The organism is bacterium (assembly GCA_021372535.1).
Classification (GTDB): domain Bacteria; phylum Latescibacterota; class Latescibacteria; order Latescibacterales; family Latescibacteraceae; genus JAFGMP01.
On record JAJFUH010000079.1, the window covers coordinates 1 to 20,573 of the forward strand.

At 48.7% G+C, this 20,573-nt stretch carries 22 protein-coding genes and 1 tRNA gene; 14 read left to right on the top strand and 9 right to left on the bottom strand.

Annotated elements, in window-relative coordinates; all coding sequences use genetic code 11:
- From LLG96_07885 to LLG96_07920, 8 genes are all read left to right on the top strand, one after another.
- On the top strand, positions 1 to 578 hold a 578-nt coding region (locus LLG96_07885; protein ID MCE5250126.1), incomplete at its 5' end, for an NAD(P)/FAD-dependent oxidoreductase.
- Positions 579 to 984: 406 nt separating this feature from the next.
- A complete protein-coding gene (locus LLG96_07890; protein ID MCE5250127.1) occupies positions 985 to 2,154 on the top strand; it encodes an NAD-binding protein in 1,170 nt (389 codons plus the stop codon).
- A complete protein-coding gene (locus LLG96_07895; GenBank protein ID MCE5250128.1) occupies positions 2,151 to 2,660 on the top strand; it encodes a cyclic nucleotide-binding domain-containing protein in 510 nt (169 codons plus the stop codon). Before LLG96_07890 ends, LLG96_07895 begins: the two co-directional genes overlap by 4 nt.
- Positions 2,661 to 2,778: 118 nt before the next feature.
- On the top strand, positions 2,779 to 3,339 hold the full coding sequence (locus tag LLG96_07900; protein ID MCE5250129.1) for an RNA polymerase sigma factor: 561 nt from the start codon (positions 2,779 to 2,781) through the stop codon (positions 3,337 to 3,339).
- Between the two features lie 14 nt (positions 3,340 to 3,353).
- On the top strand, positions 3,354 to 3,791 hold the full coding sequence (locus LLG96_07905) for a zf-HC2 domain-containing protein (GenBank protein ID MCE5250130.1): 438 nt from the start codon (positions 3,354 to 3,356) through the stop codon (positions 3,789 to 3,791).
- The gene (locus tag LLG96_07910) at positions 3,788 to 4,105 is read left to right on the top strand and encodes a YbjQ family protein (GenBank protein ID MCE5250131.1); all 318 of its coding nucleotides are present in this window, start codon (positions 3,788 to 3,790) and stop codon (positions 4,103 to 4,105) included. The genes LLG96_07905 and LLG96_07910 overlap by 4 nt, the downstream gene beginning before the upstream one ends.
- 480 nt (positions 4,106 to 4,585) lie before the next feature.
- A complete protein-coding gene (rpsT, locus tag LLG96_07915; protein ID MCE5250132.1) occupies positions 4,586 to 4,840 on the top strand; it encodes a 30S ribosomal protein S20 in 255 nt (84 codons plus the stop codon).
- A 112-nt stretch (positions 4,841 to 4,952) separates the two neighbouring features.
- Positions 4,953 to 5,849 (top strand): prenyltransferase, encoded by an 897-nt coding sequence (locus LLG96_07920; GenBank protein ID MCE5250133.1) that lies wholly within the window; start codon positions 4,953 to 4,955, stop codon positions 5,847 to 5,849.
- A 193-nt stretch (positions 5,850 to 6,042) separates the two neighbouring features.
- On the opposite strand, the gene LLG96_07925 is transcribed toward LLG96_07920, so the two are convergent.
- Positions 6,043 to 7,455 carry an outer membrane protein transport protein gene (locus LLG96_07925; protein ID MCE5250134.1) on the bottom strand — a complete coding sequence of 471 codons (1,413 nt, stop codon included), beginning with the start codon at positions 7,453 to 7,455 and terminating at the stop codon, positions 6,043 to 6,045.
- 197 nt (positions 7,456 to 7,652) lie between these two features.
- Positions 7,653 to 8,723, bottom strand: a complete 1,071-nt coding sequence (locus tag LLG96_07930; protein ID MCE5250135.1) for a hypothetical protein — start codon at positions 8,721 to 8,723, stop codon at positions 7,653 to 7,655.
- 166 nt (positions 8,724 to 8,889) lie between these two features.
- Between LLG96_07930 and LLG96_07935 the strand changes: the two genes are divergently transcribed.
- The 4 genes from LLG96_07935 (at position 8,890) to LLG96_07950 (ending at position 12,506) form a co-directional block, all read left to right on the top strand.
- Complete coding sequence (locus tag LLG96_07935; GenBank protein MCE5250136.1) at positions 8,890 to 9,372, top strand: DsrE/DsrF/DrsH-like family protein; 483 nt, start codon at positions 8,890 to 8,892, stop codon at positions 9,370 to 9,372.
- 38 nt (positions 9,373 to 9,410) lie between these two features.
- Positions 9,411 to 9,761: a DUF3795 domain-containing protein gene (locus LLG96_07940; GenBank protein ID MCE5250137.1), complete on the top strand. Its 351-nt coding sequence runs from the start codon at positions 9,411 to 9,413 to the stop codon at positions 9,759 to 9,761.
- Positions 9,762 to 9,846: 85 nt separating this feature from the next.
- The gene (locus LLG96_07945) at positions 9,847 to 10,797 is read left to right on the top strand and encodes a ketopantoate reductase family protein (protein MCE5250138.1); all 951 of its coding nucleotides are present in this window, start codon (positions 9,847 to 9,849) and stop codon (positions 10,795 to 10,797) included.
- A 227-nt stretch (positions 10,798 to 11,024) separates the two neighbouring features.
- Positions 11,025 to 12,506, top strand: a complete 1,482-nt coding sequence (locus LLG96_07950) for a DUF6298 domain-containing protein (protein ID MCE5250139.1) — start codon at positions 11,025 to 11,027, stop codon at positions 12,504 to 12,506.
- 89 nt (positions 12,507 to 12,595) lie between these two features.
- Here the strand turns inward: LLG96_07950 and arfB are convergent, their stop codons facing one another.
- The 3 genes from arfB to LLG96_07965 form a co-directional block, all read right to left on the bottom strand.
- Entirely contained in the window at positions 12,596 to 13,009 is a 414-nt protein-coding gene (gene arfB / locus LLG96_07955; protein ID MCE5250140.1) for an aminoacyl-tRNA hydrolase, read from the bottom strand.
- 56 nt (positions 13,010 to 13,065) lie between these two features.
- The gene (locus LLG96_07960) at positions 13,066 to 13,980 is read right to left on the bottom strand and encodes a hypothetical protein (protein MCE5250141.1); all 915 of its coding nucleotides are present in this window, start codon (positions 13,978 to 13,980) and stop codon (positions 13,066 to 13,068) included.
- A 122-nt stretch (positions 13,981 to 14,102) separates the two neighbouring features.
- Positions 14,103 to 15,251 (bottom strand): uroporphyrinogen decarboxylase family protein, encoded by a 1,149-nt coding sequence (locus LLG96_07965; GenBank protein MCE5250142.1) that lies wholly within the window; start codon positions 15,249 to 15,251, stop codon positions 14,103 to 14,105.
- A 298-nt stretch (positions 15,252 to 15,549) separates the two neighbouring features.
- On the opposite strand from LLG96_07965, the gene LLG96_07970 reads away from it, so the two are divergent.
- Both LLG96_07970 and LLG96_07975 read left to right on the top strand, forming a co-directional pair.
- Positions 15,550 to 15,636, top strand: a tRNA-Leu gene (locus LLG96_07970).
- 288 nt (positions 15,637 to 15,924) lie between these two features.
- Positions 15,925 to 17,292 carry a DegT/DnrJ/EryC1/StrS family aminotransferase gene (locus LLG96_07975; protein ID MCE5250143.1) on the top strand — a complete coding sequence of 456 codons (1,368 nt, stop codon included), beginning with the start codon at positions 15,925 to 15,927 and terminating at the stop codon, positions 17,290 to 17,292.
- Positions 17,293 to 17,414: 122 nt separating this feature from the next.
- Here LLG96_07975 and LLG96_07980 read toward each other — a convergent pair whose 3' ends face one another.
- The 4 genes from LLG96_07980 to LLG96_07995 all read right to left on the bottom strand — a co-directional run.
- Positions 17,415 to 17,882 carry a GNAT family N-acetyltransferase gene (locus tag LLG96_07980; GenBank protein MCE5250144.1) on the bottom strand — a complete coding sequence of 156 codons (468 nt, stop codon included), beginning with the start codon at positions 17,880 to 17,882 and terminating at the stop codon, positions 17,415 to 17,417.
- A 94-nt stretch (positions 17,883 to 17,976) separates the two neighbouring features.
- Positions 17,977 to 18,177: a hypothetical protein gene (locus LLG96_07985; GenBank protein MCE5250145.1), complete on the bottom strand. Its 201-nt coding sequence runs from the start codon at positions 18,175 to 18,177 to the stop codon at positions 17,977 to 17,979.
- Between the two features lie 351 nt (positions 18,178 to 18,528).
- Positions 18,529 to 19,395: a bifunctional methylenetetrahydrofolate dehydrogenase/methenyltetrahydrofolate cyclohydrolase FolD gene (folD, locus tag LLG96_07990; GenBank protein ID MCE5250146.1), complete on the bottom strand. Its 867-nt coding sequence runs from the start codon at positions 19,393 to 19,395 to the stop codon at positions 18,529 to 18,531.
- 461 nt (positions 19,396 to 19,856) lie between these two features.
- A partial coding sequence (locus LLG96_07995) for a class I SAM-dependent methyltransferase (GenBank protein MCE5250147.1) occupies positions 19,857 to 20,573 on the bottom strand: 717 nt, incomplete at its 5' end.

The following is a 20,573-nucleotide window of genomic DNA, read 5'->3' on the forward strand; positions in this document are numbered from 1 at the left end:
GCGTTGAAAGGTTTGGGGAAATGCTCTTTACCGGTTCAGGTATCGGGGGGCCGATAACTCTTGAAATGAGCCGGTTTGTGACGGATATTCTCAACAAGGACGGTGGTCCGGTACAGTTCGCTATCGATCTCAAACCTGCGCTCGATGAAAAAAAACTGGACGCCCGTCTTCTGCGCGAACTTGAAAACGCTCCTAAAAAACAATTATCCACGATATTGCACTCACTCATGCCTTCCTCACTTGCAGCGGTGATGGTTAGACATTTCCGCTTTGATGGTGATGTTCCGGCGAGTCATGTCACGAAGACGGAGCGTATTCGTCTGAGGCAGACCCTCAAGGCGCTTCCCCTGACTGTCGTGGCAACCGCCCCGATCGAAGGAGCCCTCGTGACAAGAGGTGGCGTCGAGCTTTCCGGGGTCGATCCCCATACACTGATGTCAAAACTGAACGATGGGCTGTTTTTTGCCGGAGAAGTTCTCGATATCGACGGCGACTGCGGCGGATACAATCTCCAGATGTGCTGGTCGACGGGAAAGCTTGCAGGCTTTTCCGCGTCTCACTATTGCGCGCAGAGATAGTCTTCCGGCCTGAAGCGTGACAGCACCGGCGAGGATTATTTCTGCTTTTCCATGATTCTCTTCGGCTCCCGCTGCGACGCTGCGCAGTGCGGCGAGTTGTCGTTTCTCCCTGGTGAGCCGTACCATCTCCCCCCTTATAAAGGGTGGATGCCAAAGGCAGGGGGAGTCTTTTATTTATAATCGGTTGCATGAAAACACTTTTTAACTGCCCTCTTTAGAAAACAAATACTAAAAAAATCTTCGTTTACCCTAATCTTATGAATAGATCGTGATAGAAATTACTGAAAAAACTTCGCTAATATTCCCTTTGTTCTTGACAAAAATAAACTTACAATATACTATGTATGCTGAATATTTCAATGCATGAAACCAATATTAGACCGGATACCTGGTAACGGGAAAACATGTGCAAGTAAAAAAGATATGGCGCTGGATAACACGTTACAGCCACCTCAACTGGCTTTTCGGATATATATTTATTTTATTGGTGCTTGTAATTCTTATCAGTTATGTTGAGGTACGGTCGAACGAGCGTTTCGATTCGATATGGAACGTTATATATTTTACGATAATAACCATTGCAACGGTGGGATATGGTGATATAACTCCGGTTACGGTTGCCGGGAAAATTCTCACCGTGCTGCTCGTTTCTCTCGGGGTGGTAATTATCAGTATCCTGACCGGTTCGATCGCCTCGATATTGACAGCATCACGAATCAGGGAGGGCATGGGTTTGAAAAAGGTACAGTTCAGCGGACATGTCATAATTTGCGGATTTAATTTCAATATTGACCGTATAATTCTTGGTATCGTCATGGCGCCCGCTCATGCAATCCCCGACATTGTGCTCGTCAACGCCCGTCCCGATGCCGAGATCACGCCGCTTATCGAGCGGTTCCCCGAGGCGACGATCCGTTTTGTCAGCGGCGACTACACTCAGGAATCGACCCTTAAACGGGCCGCAGTTGACGAAGCCTCGTCGGCGATAATACTTGCCGATTCGGGACCTGACGGAACAGGGAAAGCGGACGACCGGACGCTTCTGACAACGCTCACAATCAAGTCTCTGGCGCATGAGGTGGATGTGTGCGCCGAACTGCTCGATCCGGCCAACGAGGCGCATCTCAAACGGGCAGGTGTCGATCAGATAGTGCTGTCCGGTGAATTCAACGGTTTTCTCCTTTCCTCGTCGGTTACGGCGCCCGGCATCACACAGGCTCTCCGTGAAATCATGCGTATCCGTGAGGGATCCGATTTACGCCGTATTCCCATGCCGCGGGAATTAATCGGTATAAAATTCAGGGATGCGGTTATCCAGTTCCTCGACCGCGACGGGTCGATTCTTCTGGGAGTCGTAACCGAAAAGAAGACGTTCAACATGGAAGAAATGCTGACCGGTGACAAGAGTACGATTGACGATTTTATACGGCGCAAATTCGATGAAGCGGGGCGTAGCCTTGAAATCGAGTCGAAAGGTCGGGTCAGCGTCCATATGAATCCCGGTATGGATTACTGTATTACCGAAGACGATTTCGCGATCATTCTCACTCCCAAACAGGAAGAGACTGCGAAATGAAAAGTGTGGACAGGAAACTGCTGGGTTTGTTTTCCCTTTTTAAGGGGCTTTCCGCTCAGGAGCTCGATCTCGTTTCCAGGATAATAACCGCCAAAGATGTCAGCCCCGGCACCGTTATTATCAGTGAGGGTGAAATCGGAGACGAAATGTATCTTCTGGCAGAGGGCACCGTTGATATCCATAAAACCTTGACTGTTGTGACCTCTAAGCAGGAATTCGGCACAAAAGAGCGTACGTTCATACGACTGAGCGGTGAAAATCACCTGTTTTTCGGTGAATTGGCTCTGTTCGGAGGCAGGGAACGCTCGGCCACTGTTCAGGCTGCCAACAAGTGCAATCTGCTGGTTATCAAGGCAGATGATTTTCTTAAACTCTGTGAAAACGAACCCCGTATCGGGTATGTGGTTATAACTAATATCGCGCTCAATCTTGCTACCAATCTCCGCAAGACAAACGAGGATGTCATTAAACTCACCACCGCTTTATCGCTCGCCCTGCAGGGATAAAAATCTCAGCCCGGCGCAGATTGACAATCATGGAAAATTTTATCTTTGATTTGAATAAATATCCCTTCATGCCTGTATATTCAATACACGTGGAAACAACTATCATGGATATAAATGAATGAGCGTACAGGCTGAAAATATTATTGTCGAGCGGTGCCGCTGCCGTGATATGGGAGCCTTTCGTACGCTCGTGGATATGTATAGAAAACAGGCGTACGGGTTTGCATTTTCCTATCTCAGGAATGCCGATGATGCCCTCAATGTGTCGCAGGATGCTTTTGTCAGGGCATGGAAAGCCATTGACACGTTCGAGAAGGGAAGGAGTTTTCGCCCGTGGTTTTTCAGCATTATCAAGAATCTCTCGCTGAATCTGATCGAAAAACGGAAAAGTCTTCGTGAAATTTCTATCGACAAGGCAATGGAAGACAGCGGTTTCGATATCGCCGATGATTCGTCCGACCCGCATGATATGCTTGAGAAATCGGAGACACAGCAACAGGTCTGGAAAGCGATTATGGAGCTGAAGAATGAATTCAGGGAAGTGATAGTGCTCAAGCATTTTCATGACCTGTCCTACCGCGAGATTGCCGATACCATCGGAATACCCGAGGGTACGGTCATGTCACGGCTCTACCATGCACGGCTTGCACTGAAAGAACGCCTCGAAGCTGTTCGGTAAAAAGGAGTTGAGTTATGACATTCGAGGAACATGAAAAGAAATTGATGCGCTTTTTCGACGGCGAAATGGACACACAGGAACGAAATGAATTCAAAATACACATAGAATCCTGTGAAACATGCAGGAACATGCTTCAGGATATGTCTGCTTTAAAGGAGGTGACAGATTCCATGAGAGTCGCTGATCTGCCTGAAGTTGTCTGGGAAAAATACTGGACCGGAATCTATAACAGGATCGAGCGGAGTATCGCATGGTTCCTGTTTATTGTCGGGGCGCTGATACTGAGCGTCTACTGGATTTACCGGGTAATTTCCGATCCGAAGATTTATACGGTTGTCGGTCTCGGAATCGTACTTATGGCTGTAGGTTTTGCGGTTCTTTTCCTCTCGGTGTTACGGGAGAAAATTGTGGTTAACAAGGCTGACCGTTATATTTCGGAGGTTGATCGATGATCGTGGTTACGACGGAAACGATACCGGGGAAAAAGATTGTACAATCTCTCGGTATGGTGAGAGGGAATACAGTACGTGCCCGGAATATCGGGAAAGATATATTGGCAGTGATAAAAAATATGATCGGCGGAGAAATCGAGGAATATACCAAGATGTTGTCCGAGTCGAGAGAACAGGCTCTGGACAGGATGGTAGAAAACGCCCGTGAGCTTGGTGCAAATGCCGTGGTCACAACACGTTTTGCATCCGCAGAAATTATGAAGGGAGCCGCCGAACTGCTTGTCTACGGTACCGCAGTGATAGTCGAGGATTGATGTATTTACACCTTTGAAGTAATAATTATTGCTCCGGTGATTAAACAGTGACATTGAATGTAGTCATGCCGAACTTGATTCGGTATCTGTTTATAGTATCATTATTTATTTGCCGGGGCATTAGCAACATGCCCGAATGCCTGAGATAATATTTTCTTCCCTCTCCTGTTTACGGGAGAGGGATCGAGGGTAAGAGTAAATACCATAACATGATCATTTCCATTATTTAAAAAGGTTTCATATTGATGAATGAATCGACATCTGCATAAAAGGCGGGGAGTCATGGGATGGTATCGGAAATCCCCAGCCGGCGAACGGTATTGAGTACCCCGGTGTACCGTGAAGTAATGTATGAAATAGGGGATAGGCAGGAAAAATCGGGGGCATCACAGGAATATTTATTTGACATCTATTTTAATATTTTATATATTATATATCTAAACTCGATATTATGATAATGACTTTTAAAGGAGTGACGTTGTGCCGCATCATAAACAGTTTAAAAAATCACTGAAACAGAACGAGAAAGCACGATTGAAAAACCACGCCGTAAAATCGCGGGTCGCTAAAATCGTAAAAAAAGTGACCACAGCCAAGACCAAGGAAGAGGCACAGGCTGTTTTTTCAACTGCAGTTTCTCTGATCGATTCGACAGCCCATAAAGGTATAATAAAAAAACAGACTGCCGCACGGAAAAAATCACGGTTGAGCAAACTCATTGCTCGCATGCCCTGATGGTTTTTGTTGAAGCATGTAATGGTGATAGTAAAAAAGGGTACCCTGCGGTACCCTTTTTTAATTCATTATCGGCGGATACTGTGGAGAGCAGAGAAAGGAATTCCGGGAAATGATTAAAAAAGAACAGGTAATGATCTGGCTTGTCGAAACAAGGGCAAATTTTCTTGTTCTTTCCGTCGTGCTTGTCATGATTGGGGGAGCAGCTGCATGGCATGATGGTTTTTCTCATCCCATTCTGTTTATGGTGACTATGATCGGGGTGGTATGCGCGCACATCAGCGTGAACCTGTTCAATGAATATTCAGACTGGCGGACAGGGATCGATGCAAAAACTTTCCGGACACCGTTCAACGGCGGTTCGGGGATTCTCCAGCAAGGGATTCTCAAACCCTCACAGGTGAAAACCGCTGCATGGATTGCCCTTTTTGCCGCTTTTTTTATGGGACTCTGGCTGGCATGGCAATCGGGATGGCCTGTTCTGGTTCTTATGACAGTCGGGGGAATAACCGCGATCTTTTATACTGATTATTTTGCACGCTGGATGATCGGAGAACCTTTCGCGGGCCTCACGCTCGGTTCCTTTGTCGTTATAGGGACCTATTATGTCCAGACCGGGTCGATCTCTCCGGGGATTATATGGGCTTCCATCTCGCCGGGACTTCTTACGCTGCTGCTGCTTTTTCTGAATGAATTTCCCGATGCCGAAGCGGACCGTGAGGGAGGACGGAGGCATTGGGTAATAGTTTTCGGGAAGAGTCGCGCCGCGTATCTGTATGCTCTGCTTATCCTGATGGTTTATGCTGTTCTCGTTGTCGGAACAATATACGGGTATATGCCTCTGACCGTGCTCATCGGTTTTATCACATTTCCGATTGCGGTGGTAGCGGTAGTGAAGACCTTCCGGTATAAAACGGACACCCCTCTACTTGTTCCCGCGCTCGGAATGAACGTGATCGTGGTGCTCGCTACCGATTTCCTGCTTGCACTTGGGTATGTGCTGGCTTAAGTATACAGGGCGGAATATCCTGAGGTGAAAAGAGAGATAAAGCTGCACGGTGTCAGTGTGAGTTTCTCATTCGCGGTATAGAGCAGCTTACTGCGGGAAATTCATAAAATGCCGTAAACGCAATAAATCTCGCTGCAAAAAAACGGGGGTATCCTTTAGAGGGTACCCCCGCTGATGTCTGTCATGTATTTTTTTAGAAATGATAGCTTGCCGAGAACGATAAGAGGTTGACATGGCTCTTATATGTGCCGTTGCCGACCGGATACTCGCTGCGGCCCATCTTTGCCATCATGCCGTCCAGAATAGCCTTGTCAGCGGCATCGACAACGCCGTCCTTGGGGCCAACCGCGCCGGTTGTCGGATCGATGCTTCCGGCATCGACATACCCGACCAGATTATCTTTGTCACGGTCGGAGAACTTGAGGAACATGTAGCTGACATCGAAAGTGATATTACCGAATTTACGGCCGTAACCCACCGAGAAACCTATACGGTTGTTGTCGGGGAGCTGGGCATCGAAAGTTTCATCGGGTACCGGTGATTTGTCATAGAGGAAACCAAAACGGGCAGTCGATATCGCGTTCAGATCATAGGAAGTTCCCAGACGTACGATTGTGGATTTATCCCAGTTTTTGGGTGAGGTAATTGTATCGTATGGGAGATTGTCCTTGAGATCGATGACCAGTTTATCGTACGTTGTCCAGTCGACTATATTAACATCGACTTCGGCATCCCATGCGGTGGTCAGGTCATATTTAAGCCCGACATTGATCGAGCTCGGAAGGTTGAGCGTCGCATCGCCGTCCTGGAAAGCGGGCATCATTGCGCTCAGCATCGACTCATACCCTTTCGGGTGTGTGAATTTTGCTGTACCTTTATAGGTGATCTCGCTTGTACCGGTATAGGAAATACCGATCTGAACAGTGCTCATCGGACGTAACATAAGTCCCAGTGTATAAGAGACACCGCCGCCGTCACCATCAAGCGCAAACTCGCTGTCATACGAGGGATTGGAAATCATCTTGGGATTGGCTGCCGCAGGATTTGCCGCCGCAGTTGCGCTGTAGATGGCAAGACCTGAATCGATTTTTTTCTTGATGACAGCACCAGACCATATCCACGAGTAGCTTGCGCCGAAACTCACCATGTCATGAAGCTTTATCGCTACCGATGGGGTGATATAGAGGGATTGGATTTCTCCGAATGTCGAGGTATAGCGGCCATACCATTTTGAATTCCAGTCTGTACCGAGTCCAAAGGGAGTATACATGCCGAATCCGAATACAATTCTGTTATTCAGTCTGTGAGCGGCATATATATTGGGAGGGTAAAACGCCATTTTATTGGCATCCTCGGATTCGGTAGTACCTTCGTATTGATGAACGGGCATAATCGGAGTGAACCCCAGAAAGAGTTCCGTCTTCTCGACATAGTCTATGCCTGCTGGGTTATAGTAGATGGCGCTCAGATTCTCGGAACGGGCGGTCATGGCAGCAGCCATACCCATCGCCGCTGCACCTTGTTCCGGAATGGCAAGCCCTGAAGCAGATGCGCCGGTCGATGTAACCACTAAGGCGATTAAAAACAGCAGGCTCACCTTTTTCATAACTCCTCCTTGTTAAACAAAGGTTCAACCAGTAAAAGCTCCGTATAATCTGCCAGAATTATTGTGTACGTAGTATAGCGTGAACAGGGACGTTATGTCAAATAAAAAATAACTCAGTGCAATATAATATTTATTATCGATTTATTTCGTACAAACAGGGAAAAGCATATGTCGCGGACAAAATCACATGTTTACTTCTATGCACCGAACTTCCTGTATCGTTCGGCGACCTCGAAGATCTTTGCGACATTTTCGTCCGGCGTTCCCAAATCCATGTTAATGCAGCAAATTCCGACTTTCGCTAAATTCCCGGCATGTTCGAGAAGATTGACAAGATCGGTTTCCACCTCTTTGGGAGTACAGGTCTGGATTTTCACCGGCGAAAGACGGATATTGAAAAAAGCGTCGGGTATTTTTTCCCGGCAATACGCAATGTCCGCACCCCACCCGACATCGAAAAAGCATGCCTCTTTGACTTTCGAATATCCTTCCGCAACCGCATGCATGTTATTTCCGCAGTGATGAATGCCGTACGGCTGGAGATGCCGTGACAACTCGATTTCATGGGGGAGCAGGAATTCCTCGTACGTTTCGTTCGAAATCATCTGGACAGAGCAGTTCGATTGGAGGTTGATGGCAGGATCCACATTGATGATCGAGCGGTTCACCGAAATCGATGTCGTGCCGGTTTCAGCGCGAACCCCGGTTATCGCCTCGATGGCGCTGCGGTTCAGCTTGTCATAGATACGGTGGATTGCCTCGGGATTGTCGTAATAGGCAAGAAAGAGGCTGTGCCCCATGAGATCGAGCGCGAGATTCTGGAGGTTGCCCCAGCCGAAATCTCCTGTAACATACCCGAAACGTTTTTTAAGTTCACGGATGAGGCTGAAAAAGTCACGGAAATCCTGATTGTCCGCGAGATTGGGTATTTCCAGGGCGTCCAACTCATCAAGAGTCAGGGTCTGCGGCTGGACGACCGGGCTGTTGTTGTCATAGTAGAGGATTGAACAGCCCCAGAGCGAGGACATCATGAAACCCGCCGCAAGGTGGACCGGCCCGGCTACAGGCTCGGGCGAGGGGTGCTCTTCACCGTACCCGTGACCTCCGAAGTGTTCCCAGAGCGTCCGTTTCATGAGCATTTCGTCGCTGACCCTTCGTCCGGGATCGAAAAAATGGTCGCGGTCGAACCGTATACCTGCGGTATGATACCACCAGTTGGGATGAAAGACGATCTCAACGGGTAAAAATGTTCGGGATTCAATCTTCATAATTCCTGTCTCCGGATATTTATCGTTTGCTAATATCTCAGGCAATATACAGTCATTTTTCACAGCTATCAAAAAATATTTTACAAATGTGTGCGTATATCGTATATCATACACTACGATTCAAAACGCAAAATGGCCTGTCCCACCATTTTTCAAGGATGATGATATGGATGAAAGGAATAAACAGCTGACCCTGATTGTTTTTTCCAACGACATGGACAGGGCAATCGCGGCGTTCATCATTGCCACGGGAGCCGCTTCGGCGGGGATGAATGTAACCATGTATTTTACGTTCTGGGGGCTTGCCCTTCTCCGGGGAAAGGAGTATGCCGCCCGCGGCAAAGGTTTTATCGAACGGATGTTCGGATGGATGCTCCCGAAAGGCCCGGATGGCGCACATCTTTCAAAGATGCATTTCCTGGGCGCCGGAACATCGCTGATGAAACGGGTCATGAGAACCAAAAAAATTCCGCAGCTCGCCGAACTCATGGATATGGCCGTTTCACTCGGTGTCAAATTCATTGCATGCTCTACTTCCATGGGAATGATGGGTATCGCGCGCGAAGAGCTCATTGATTCGATCGAGATAGGCGGTGTCGCGACCTATCTCGGCGAAGCCCGTGATTCCGCTGTCAATCTTTTTATATGATTTGGTGGAGAATTTACACTCGAAAAAGGATGCGAACCATGCGTGATATTAGTGCCGACAAGGATTTGATCGCTTACTGCGGTCTTTATTGCGGTGCCTGTAAGAAATACCTCCGTGAATCATGTCCCGGCTGCCATGAAAACGAAAAAGCCACATGGTGCAAGACACGGCTTTGCTGTATCGAGCATTCGTATGCAAGCTGCGCCGACTGCACGGTAGTCGATAACTATGTCGAATGCAAAAAGCTCAATAATTTCATATCGAAGCTGTTCGGACTTATCTTTCGTTCCGACAGACTTGCCTGTATTGCGCTGATAAAAGAAAAAGGCTATGAGGATTATGCCCGTGAAATGGCTGAGAAAAAAATGATGTCGTTGAAACGGTCATAGTATTCTTCTAACCAAATTTATCTGGTTCTAATCTGTTTAATTACTTCCGGGGATACAGAGATTTCTCCGTGAATGAGAGTTTACCATGAAAATTCTTGTCTTCGGTGCCGGAGCAGTCGGACAGGCGGTTGGGTGTATACTCTCCGCAGCCGGTCATTCTGTCGATATGATCGTGCGGGAACGGTATCTTCAGGCTCTCCGAAAGGAGGGGCTTGCAGTCACCGGCATATTCGGCGACTTTCGCGCTGACCCCGGTCACACGGGATTTCACACCTCGGTCGATGACATCCGTAACAGGGCATATGACTATTGCCTCATTACAACCAAATCAAATGATACCGAAACGGCGATCTATGGTCTCAGTCAACTGCTCCGCCAGGAATTCATCGCGGTATCGATACAGAACGGCTGCGGTAATTTTGAGAAAGTGATAGCGCGGTTTGGCGAAGAACGATCTCTCGCCGCCCGGGTCATAACGGGATTCGAGATAGAGCATCCCGGGCTCGTTCGGATTACCGTGACCGCCGATGCCATTCATATCGGCGGATGGCGCGAAGGGTATGTTCCCCCTCAGGCGATACTGCTGGCGGATGCTCTCAACGGGGCCGGACTGCCGGCTGAAAGCACGCCGTATGTGCGGCGCGACCTGTTTGCAAAGCTGCTCTACAACAGCGCTCTCAATCCACTCGGCGCTATACTCGGAGTTCATTATGGCGCGCTCGGCGATGATACCGATACCCGTGCCATCATGAGCGCGGTCATACGGGAAGTTTTTGCGGTAATAGACGCCATGGGTGCGGTGACGCACTGGAGTTCCGCGGAGGAATACGAGTCATTTTTTTACGCGAAACAGATTCCGCCCACCTATCATCACCGTTCTTCGATGCTTCAGGACCTCGAAACGGGCAAGAGGACGGAGATAGACGCGCTGACCGGCTATGTCTCGGCACAGGGGAGGCTTCTCGATATTCCGACGCCTGTGTGCGATACATTGACGTGCCTTATTAAATTCAGGGAAAAATTTGGAAAACCATAAGGTATTTCACCAGTATTGTTCATGAAAATATTTATAACCAATTTCACCAAGGAGATACGGAGTAGGGGTAATTCATGAATTACCCCTACAATGCTACATCGGTCAGGTACGAAAAAAATCCGCGAAAATCCGCCCGATCCGTGTCAATCTGCGTTTCATCGATCCGTGTGAATCGGTCGGGTTCGGTAACCGCAAATCTGTTTGAAACTCTGAAAGGGTAGATCGATATGCGACCAATCGGGACCGTCCGCTCATCATGCATTGTTTTGTTGATTATGGTGCTTGTGCCGGTCTTGACGCCGGTCACAGGTTGTACGGCGTTCAGGCCGGGCAGAGGTTCCGGAGCCGCCGGACCGCTCAGGGCTCACCCTCGGAATCCCCGATATTTTGCGGACGGCGCCGGCAGGGTGGTTTACCTTACCGGTTCGCATACCTGGAATAATTTCAAGGATATGGGGCAGACCGACCCGCCGCCGCTTTTCGATTTTGATGCGTATCTCGATTTTATGAAGTCATACAACCACAACTTCATGCGGCTGTGGACATGGGATCTTACCGTTTTCAGCTATGAAGAAGACGGAATCCTGACCTATGTGGCACCGTTTCCCTGGAAGCGCACCGGACCGGGAACAGGGCTCGATGGCAAACCAAAGTTCGATCTGAAACAGTTCGATTCATCGTACTTCGACCGTCTGCGCTCGCGAATCACGGCTGCCGGGAAACGGGGTATCTATGTATCGATCATGCTGTTCGAGGGCCACGGGCTTCATGCTTCTCAGCCTCCGTGGTGCTGGGACAGCCATCCGTTCAATAGAAATAACAATGTCAATGGTATCGATGGGGATACGAACGCCGATGGCAGGGGGCTGGAGATACAGACTCTGGAAATCCCCGATGTAACCGCGCTGCAGGAGGCTTATATCCGCAGGGTTATCGATACGGTCAACGATCTTGATAATGTCCTCTACGAAATAGTGAACGAAAGCGGAGTTTATTCCACCGAATGGCAGTATCACATAATAAACTATATTCACGATTACGAGCGATCGAAACCGAAACAGCACCCTGTGGGTATGACGTTTCAGTACACCCGCGACAAGAATCAGCGCGGTACAAACACAATCCTTTTCGGCAGCCCTGCTGACTGGATATCGCCCAATCCGGATGGCGGATACCGTGATGATCCGCCCCCTTGCGACGGCGGCAAGGTGATTCTGAACGATACCGACCATCTCTGGGGTATCGGAGGCAATCAGGCATGGGTCTGGAAGAGTTTCTGCAGGGGATTGAATCCCCTTTTCATGGACCCCTACCGTGAGACGCCGCAGAAAGATCAGACAAATAGCGTCTGGACCGATCATCTCACGAATCTTCCGCCTGTTGACAGTGCCTGGGACCCTGTCCGCCGGAGCATGGGATACACAATGACCTATGCAGGACGGATGAATCTTGTATCGATGGTTCCCTGTTCCGACCTGGCTTCGACAGGGTACTGTCTGGCCGATCCCGGTGCAGAGTATCTCGTTTACCTGCCTGATGGTGGCTCGGTAACCATGGATATGAAGAGCGTTTCCGGGACATTTACGGTGGAATGGTTCAACCCTTCGACAGGCCGGGCCGAATCGGGTGAAAATATACCGGGCGGCGATATGAGGGAATGTAAAGCCCCGTTTTCCGGTGACGCCGTGCTTTACCTCAGGAAAAAGTAGGCCGCCCTTCTGAGCGATGCGACTTTTCCGGCTGTCTGAAAGAATGGTCGATGATTGGATGTCGTGGAAATCATCGTTATTAAGCGCTTTCAAACCATTTTTTTCCGCTGTTCCTTGAGCAGGCTTCGGTGTTTTTTTACTTCGAGTCTCTGTTCTCGTACCCACAGCGGCTTTTTTGTTTTTCTCCTGACCGGCTTGTTTTTCAATGCTTCGCGAATCAGTGATGCAAGCCGTTCTGCTGCCTCCTCACGGTTTGCATTCTGGGTACGGTGACGCTGCGACGCGACCCGAATGACGCCCTCTTTGTTCGCCCGTGTGGCAAGTCGTTCAAGTATACGTTGTTTCTGTTCCCCGGTAAATACCGTGCTGTCAATAACATTGAATCGCACAGTCATCCGTGTGCTGACTTTATTGACATTCTGGCCCCCGGGACCGCTGCTGCGGGAAGCGGAGAAAACCAGCTCCTCGTCGGGAATGGCGATGTTTTTATTGATCTCGATCATCGATTGTATGACTGATATGGTATAGTTGAGTTTGAATGATTTGCATATCAAGCGGTTTATAAATACTGCATCCTTGATTCGTTTTCATCGAGATATAGAAGCTGCCCGCCGAGACTTGTTCCATGAGATATATAATGATCGACCGATTTCACACGGTAATCCTGTACGTAATTCATGAGCAGTTTCAAATCGGATTCAGGCATGCGCTCTTTTTGTGAAAGATATTGAACGGTCAACTCCATCATATCAAACCGTTCGGGGCGTAATTGTTCTTTGAGCGTATGGCTTTTTTTGCTGAGATATACGGCACACTGATCAAAATCGATACGGATGCTCTTTTCGCCGTAATCGATCCGTTTCCATATGACATTCATATCGTACGTTTCCCGGTTATAGAACGGGAACTGGTGGATGATGTTCTTCGAGTAATTTCTATTCTGCAAGTCGAAACAGTCCTCGCCGATGACTATACCGGCCTCCCTGAACCGTTCGATAAATGTTTCCCAGTCGTGAAGCCTGATATCATGCAGTATATCGCTGTCTCCCTTCGCTTTCCAGGGGAAACCCTCTTCTCCGGCAAACCATTCATAGAAGCAGGATTCGCACGGATTTTTCCCCTTGAGACTGATCGACCCGAAAGCCCTCGGTATATGAGAATATTTGTAAATTCCTGTCCATGTAAAATAATCGTCGAATTTTTTAATAAGCATGTTTTTTAGGAACATGGTATGCCCGAGCCCCGGTTCGGGATATTTTTCTCTTCTGACCGCAGTCACAATTCCTTCTTTGGTCTTTATCACCTGTCTGATACCGGGGATGACAGTCCTTAATTCGACCGTCACCACGGCTTCTTCGCCCTGACCACCCTTAAAAATATACTCTATGATGCCCTCGTCCGGATCAAGCTCTTCTTGAGAACGGATACATTCCAGGGGGCCGAGCTGTGCAATATCTTTTCTGTTATTCTCCATGGCCGGCTTCTTGCTGAAGCTTGTATAAACTTCTTTCTGCTTTCTGATATACCGGAAGTGTAAACAAGCACGGTTTATGGTCACAGACTCATAGTATTTTCATATGTGAGAAAAAATAATGTCTACCTGAGTTTTGAAAGATCGTTCAACCGTCCCATCACAAAATCGTACATGGTTTTATCGACCGTTTCGGATATGCCGCCGGTATCCATAAATATCCATCTTCCGGCGTTTCCTGCGCGTTTGAAAAGCCCGGTGAGATACTCGTTTTGTCTGGTCGCGTCCCAGTCGAAAAAGAACTTATGGCAGCCGCCCACCGGAACGGTTTTTAAGTTCGCTGATTCGAGGAATGCCACGAGGTCCATGGATTCATAAATATCGAATGGATTGAGCATATCAACTCCGGTTTCGAGGACATACTGTAAAATCTTGTTTATGTTGCCATGGCTGTGGAGGTGGACATACCCGCCAAAGTCATGGGCAAGGTTGCAGAGCTTCGTATGCCACGGCCGTATCCAGTCCCGGTAGATATCGGGACTCATGAGGAGATTATCCGCGGAGCCCAGATCATCGCAGAGCACGATACATTCCACTCCACGGCTGAGGAGTTCTTCCGCTGCCGCACAATTCCATGTTCCGATACGGTCGATGAGTTTCTTCGTATTCGGCGGATCGAGCAGCATGGACATGAGGAATTCCTGGTAATCGATGCAGAAATAATGAGGGCCGCTGAAAAAACCGTTGAGGTTGGCCGCGCTCATGTATCCAGCCTCCCTGAAGAAGGCGGTGTCCTCCTCGATGCCCCTGTACCGTTCCGGGTCATGGGGATCGGGCAGTACGAGACGGTCAACCTCGTCGACTGTCCTGAGCGGATGGTCGAAATCCTTGTAAAAATGCGGATGTTTCCGCACGAGACGTTTACACCCCGTTTCGCACTCCAGAATAAGCTCGTTCTCTTTCACTTCCAGAATCCTGAAATGAAATTCTCCGGGGCCGCCATGCCCGAGCGCCATGTTCGCTCCCCATCCGACCACCACGACCGGTTTCAGGATGGCATGGTTATAATCGAGAGTCCGAGTCCGCTCCTCATCGGACAGACGGTCCCATGGATAGTCAAAGGTTTCGGGATTGTGAAACAGGCTGTCTGGAAACCTGACTCCGGGATTGAGTTTTCGGGCAAGCTCGTCATTTTCAAAACCCATAAGCCAGATCGGCACCGATTCGTACGGTTCTCCATCAAGGAGCGCCCGTAAGTTCTCTCGTGGTGTCATGGAATTACCTTTCGCGATTACTATATAAGATTCTGAACTGCTTTCATTCTTATTATGATACCTTTTCCAATAAGATATGTCATATTTTCAAAGAATAAAACAAAGAAAAATACACCGGAAGATTCTGGTTTTTCAAATTTTTTGTAAAAGAACTGTTTTCCTTCGGGCACGAAAAGAAAAGAGTATCTCAATGGTGTAATTTTAAAACAGGGGCAGCACATATCCACAGGAACATATTGATTTTTCCGCCGTTTTTGCACATATTATATGCCTGTAATCATTTCAGAATATTTTCTGTGCCGAAGTGGTGGAACTGGCAGACGCAGCGGACTCAAAATCCGCCGACCGCAAGGTCATGGGGGTTCGATTCCCCCCTTCGGCACCATAATAAACAAGGACTTGCGAGAATTGACCGTAAGTCCTGTTTTTTTTATGGTCACACTTTTAGTCACAGTCTTCCCGAAAATTTCATCTTGACACTGCCTAATATTATGATAATGTTAATAACAGATTGCATGATCAATACGCTGTCATACTTGTAGAATGGGGATTCCCCCCGAATCGACTAGCCGGCTTCCATTTTCTCCCTGTCCCAAATCGCGGATGCGTTTTTTAAATGATTTTTTTACCAACTCTTTTAGAGAAAAAACCTAAAAAATAAAGGATTATGAAAATGTTGGAAAAAAGTTATTCAAGGCGCGAATTTGTAAAACAAAATTCTATGGCAGGTCTCGGAGCTGTGCTCGCTATGGGAGAGACACCAGCCGCTTATGCTGCCACATCAAAAGATGCCGGGGTCCTTGCAATGCTTGGTGGCCAGCCGGTTCGGACCAAGCCCTGGCCGGTATGGCCAATGTGGGTTCCGGAAACAGACGAGGAACAAGTTCTGAAGGTTCTTCGCAGCGGTGTATGGTCACGGGCGGGTGTTGTGACCGAATTCGAAAAAAAATGGGCAGAAACAATTGGGGCGAAGCGCTGTTTGGCGGTTGTTAACGGGACGAATGCCCTGATTACTTCTCTTGTCCAGCTGGACATAGGAGGTGGTGATGAAGTTATCGTTACTCCATATACCTTTATTGCCTGTATTCAGGCTGTACTGATGACCGGAGCAATGCCGGTTTTTGTTGATGTTGATCCCGAAACATTTCAAATGAATCCCGACAAAATTGAAGCGAAAATCACATCACGTACCAGGGCAATCATGCCTGTGCATATTTTAGGTTTGCCTTCCGATATGGAACGGATCATGGAGATTGCAAAAAAACATAGTCTTTCTGTGGTAGAAGATGCCTGTCAGGCATGGACGGCGGAAGTAAATCACAAGAAAGTGGGGACATTCGGCAATGCCGGCTGTTTCAGTTTTCAAAATTCGAAAAATATACCTATTGGTGAAGGTGGAGCTATTGTAAGCGATGATGATACGTTTATGGACAGATGTTATTCTTACCATAATTATGGCTTACCGCACGGAGCGGTTATTGGCGGTGTAAGTAACGAAGCGGTTCAGCTGGGGACTAAAGTAAGATTAACCGAATATCAGGCTGCCATCGGACTTGCTCAAATGGTCAGATTCGAATCACAGACTGTCACACGGATCCGGAATGCCGAGTACCTGCGATCCAGAATTAATACAATACCCGGAATTGTATCTTATAAACTCTACAACAATGTAACCAGAGCCGTTTTTCACATATTTGCCTTCCGTTACAAAAAAGAAGAATTCAAGGGCTTATCGAGAGACAGTTTTCTCAAAGCGCTGAGCGCCGAAGGAATACCCAATTTAAGCGGATATGCACCCTTCTTGAATAAACAACCCTACCTGGCTAATGCCTTGCAATCGAAAAATTTTCAAAAGATGTATCCGAAGGAGATGCTGGATTACGATACATTCGCAGAACGAAATCAATGCCCGGAGAATGATGTTTTATGCGGAGAAGCAGTGTGGTTCATGCAGAATTTACTTCTCGGAGATCAATCCGATATGGATGATATTGTAATGGCCATTGAAAAAATTCATAACAACGCCGATAAAATCAAGTGACCGGTATAAAGTCGGCTGCATACTACCCATTGAATTATAGAACATTGTGTTACCCGTGGAGCCAGCCTGGTCGGTATCCGATAAAGAGGGCTTCGCATGTGCTCGTCAGCAGCATGCCGTGGTTAGAGGGTATTTTGGGTCCGCTTCTCCAAAAAGGTAATCAATACAGTTGTTGATAGCGGTTGAGTTCGAATGATCGAATAACCGTGACGTTGATACAGGCGGATATTGGCTTCGCTCCTGCTGCCGGTAAACAGTTCGAACTTGGACACACCCTTAAACCGCTCTTCGATATTTCTTAACAATTGCGATCCAATGCCTTGTTTCTGGAATTCAGGATGAACGATGAGGCGGCTGATTAAACATATATCGCTGTTTTGCCTGGCACGAACCGAGCCGACAATACGGCCATTAAGTGTCGCCTTAAGAACGATTGATTTCGTGAATTCCTCAAGTAACGATTCAATTGATTGAGTGAGTGGAGGAAGCGACCAATCACTGTAAAGCTTTGCCTCCGATTGGTAGGCAAGCTTTTGCAGGGCGAGGATAGCATCAGCGTCTTCAATCGATGCATCACCAATGGTGACCATTATTTTCCCTCTTATGTCATGATGGCGATTATAAGGAGTCGGCTCTATCAAGTTGTTGTTGCCTGTCTCATTCATTTACAGACCTATATTGTTTTTACGTCCACAGAACAAACATTGATACTTGGTGACGGTATTCTTTATAATCGTTCCCGAATTCTTTCAGTAGTCTGTGTTCTTCGGTTAGTTTCACGAAGATCAACATGAAAGTCATGAATAGAGCGACAATTGCGACCGCAATCACGGAATCCAGGTATATGGCTACCGCACAGAAATAGACACAAGTACCGAACAGCATAGGATTTTTGTATACTTGTATACTTGTATGATCCGGTTACGACAAGATTCTGCGTTATGGGACTCACTTCAATGTTTACCGCTTCCAAAGGACCGCCCTTCCCGATCCGATTCTGAACAACAATCGACTATAACGCAAACAGTAGACCGTAAAGTAAAAAAATGACAGCTACCGTGACACGCAATTCAGCAATGGAAATCAACTGTATACCTGTCAGATGATCGAACAGCCGGGATAGCCGATAAAGTCCGCGAGGTATCGATATCAAGAATAGTGAACCACCGATAAAATAGCCCCCAATATGCTGTATTGTTTTCATGAGTGTGTCAAGGCGCCTAACGCCGAGTTAAGTTAGCGATCCGGTGCAACGCCTGGTTCGGCGCCCTTTTCTGCGGCCTCCACCGTCTGAGCGATTAAGGTAACGATAGTCATAGGGCCTACCCCGCCAGGAACAGGGGTATAGGCAAGGCACTTGTCTACTGCGGCGGAAAGCTCGATATCTCCCACGCGGCTCGGGTGATAGCCTGCGTCCACGACGACTGCTCCTTCCCTAATCCATGCCCCCTTGACGAATTCGGGTCTGCCCAGCGCACCGACGACGATATCGGCCTGACCCACGATCTGTGGCAGACCTTGGGTCCGAGAATGGCAAATCGTGACTGTGGCGTTAGCATTTAGCAACATCATAGCCATAGGCTTGCCGAGTATTGGACTGCGCCCGACGACCACCGCATGCTTACCCTCGATGGCAATATCGTAGTGCCGAAGGAGCCGCATAATGCCGGCAGGCGTCGCGGAACCGTACGCGGGTTCGCCCATTGCCATTTTACCGAAACCGACTACAGTCACTCCGTCTACGTCTTTCCGAACGTCAATTTTGTCAAAACAGCGTCGTTCGTCTATCTGTGAAGGGACGGGGTGCTGCAGAAGAATGCCGTGCACGTCGGGATTCGCATTGAGTCTGTCAATCTGGCGGAGCAGTCCATCTGTGGTCGTGTCTTGTGGCATTACGACTCTCAAGGACTCCATTCCCACTCGTGCGCACGCGTTACCTTTCATCTTCACGTATATCGCCGAGGCCGGATCATTTTCCACCAATATGGTTGCCAGTATCGGTGGTTTACCGTTTGACCTATCTTTGATTGCCTGAACGCGTACGGCTAGTTCTTTTTCCAACTGCTTTGCCAATGCGTTACCATCCAAAAGTATTGCTGCCATTGTATGTCTCCTTTCAATCTATCTTGGTCCGGGCAGAACGCCTGAGTTAAGCCGCGCCGCGAAGCGTCGGCTTGAACGAAATGTTAGGCCTTTGTGTCATGACTAGCACGGGCGATGTAAAGCCTGGGACGGAATCGAAAAAGAACAAAGATGCCGGTAATGAACAAAGTGGCACTCATTCAGGAAAGTTGAGAACTTGGCGCTGCCGTAAAAAAAGTGAAAATACACCATCGGCGCAACGCCACTCAAGCCATTAACCGCCCTGCCTTTTGAGCCGTCCCGCCATGTCCACCACAGCACACTGATCCACATCTTGGCTCGGGCATGCACTCTTGAACGTGCAGAGCCTTTGGACGGAGATTTCGGCGATGGCGGATGAGTTCTATGCTCACTCACATCTCGGCGAGCCACCACCTGATGCGCGGCACAGCCGTCGACGATCCGCCGGGTGTGCCAACGCATCACCGCGGCATCAGCGCGAACACACCCCAGCCCATGTATTCACGCGTGTAAGCGGCGTAGCGCTCGGGTTCCGAGGTCAGTTTGGCTCGAACCTCTTTCGCCAAGTCGTCGTCGGGATTGGCTTCAAGCCATCGGCGCATGGTGAGCCATTTGGCCGCCTCGTATCTGTCCCAGCCGTCTTGGTCAGCCAGAACCATTTCAACGACGTCGTAGCCGAGGCGGCCGAAAGATGCGAGAAGTTCTGGAAGCGTGAGAAAGTCGGAGATTGAGTGGGCAAGACACCCCTTGGCAACATCTTCCGTCGGCGGTAACTGCCGCCAGTAGGGCTCGCCGATGAGGATGATCCCTCCGGTGCGCAGGCTCCGCGCCAGAAGCTCGATAGTGCCGGCGACACCACCGGCGATCCAAGTGGCACCGAGACAGGCTGCCACACCGGCCTTCTCGTCAGAGACATAGCCGGCGGCATCGCCATGGATGAACTTGATTTGATCGGCGACGCCGAGTTCTTCCGCGCGGAGTTTCGCTTGCTCGGTGAACAACTGGCTCATGTCGATGCCGGTGCCGATGACTCCGTAATCGCGTGCCCAGGTGCACAGCATCTCCCCCGAACCGCTGCCGAGGTCGAGCACTCGGGTCCCCGTTTCCAGACGCAGCGCCGCGCCGAGAGTGGCGAGCTTTTCGGGTGTGAACGGGTTATGGATGCGGTGAGCACTTTC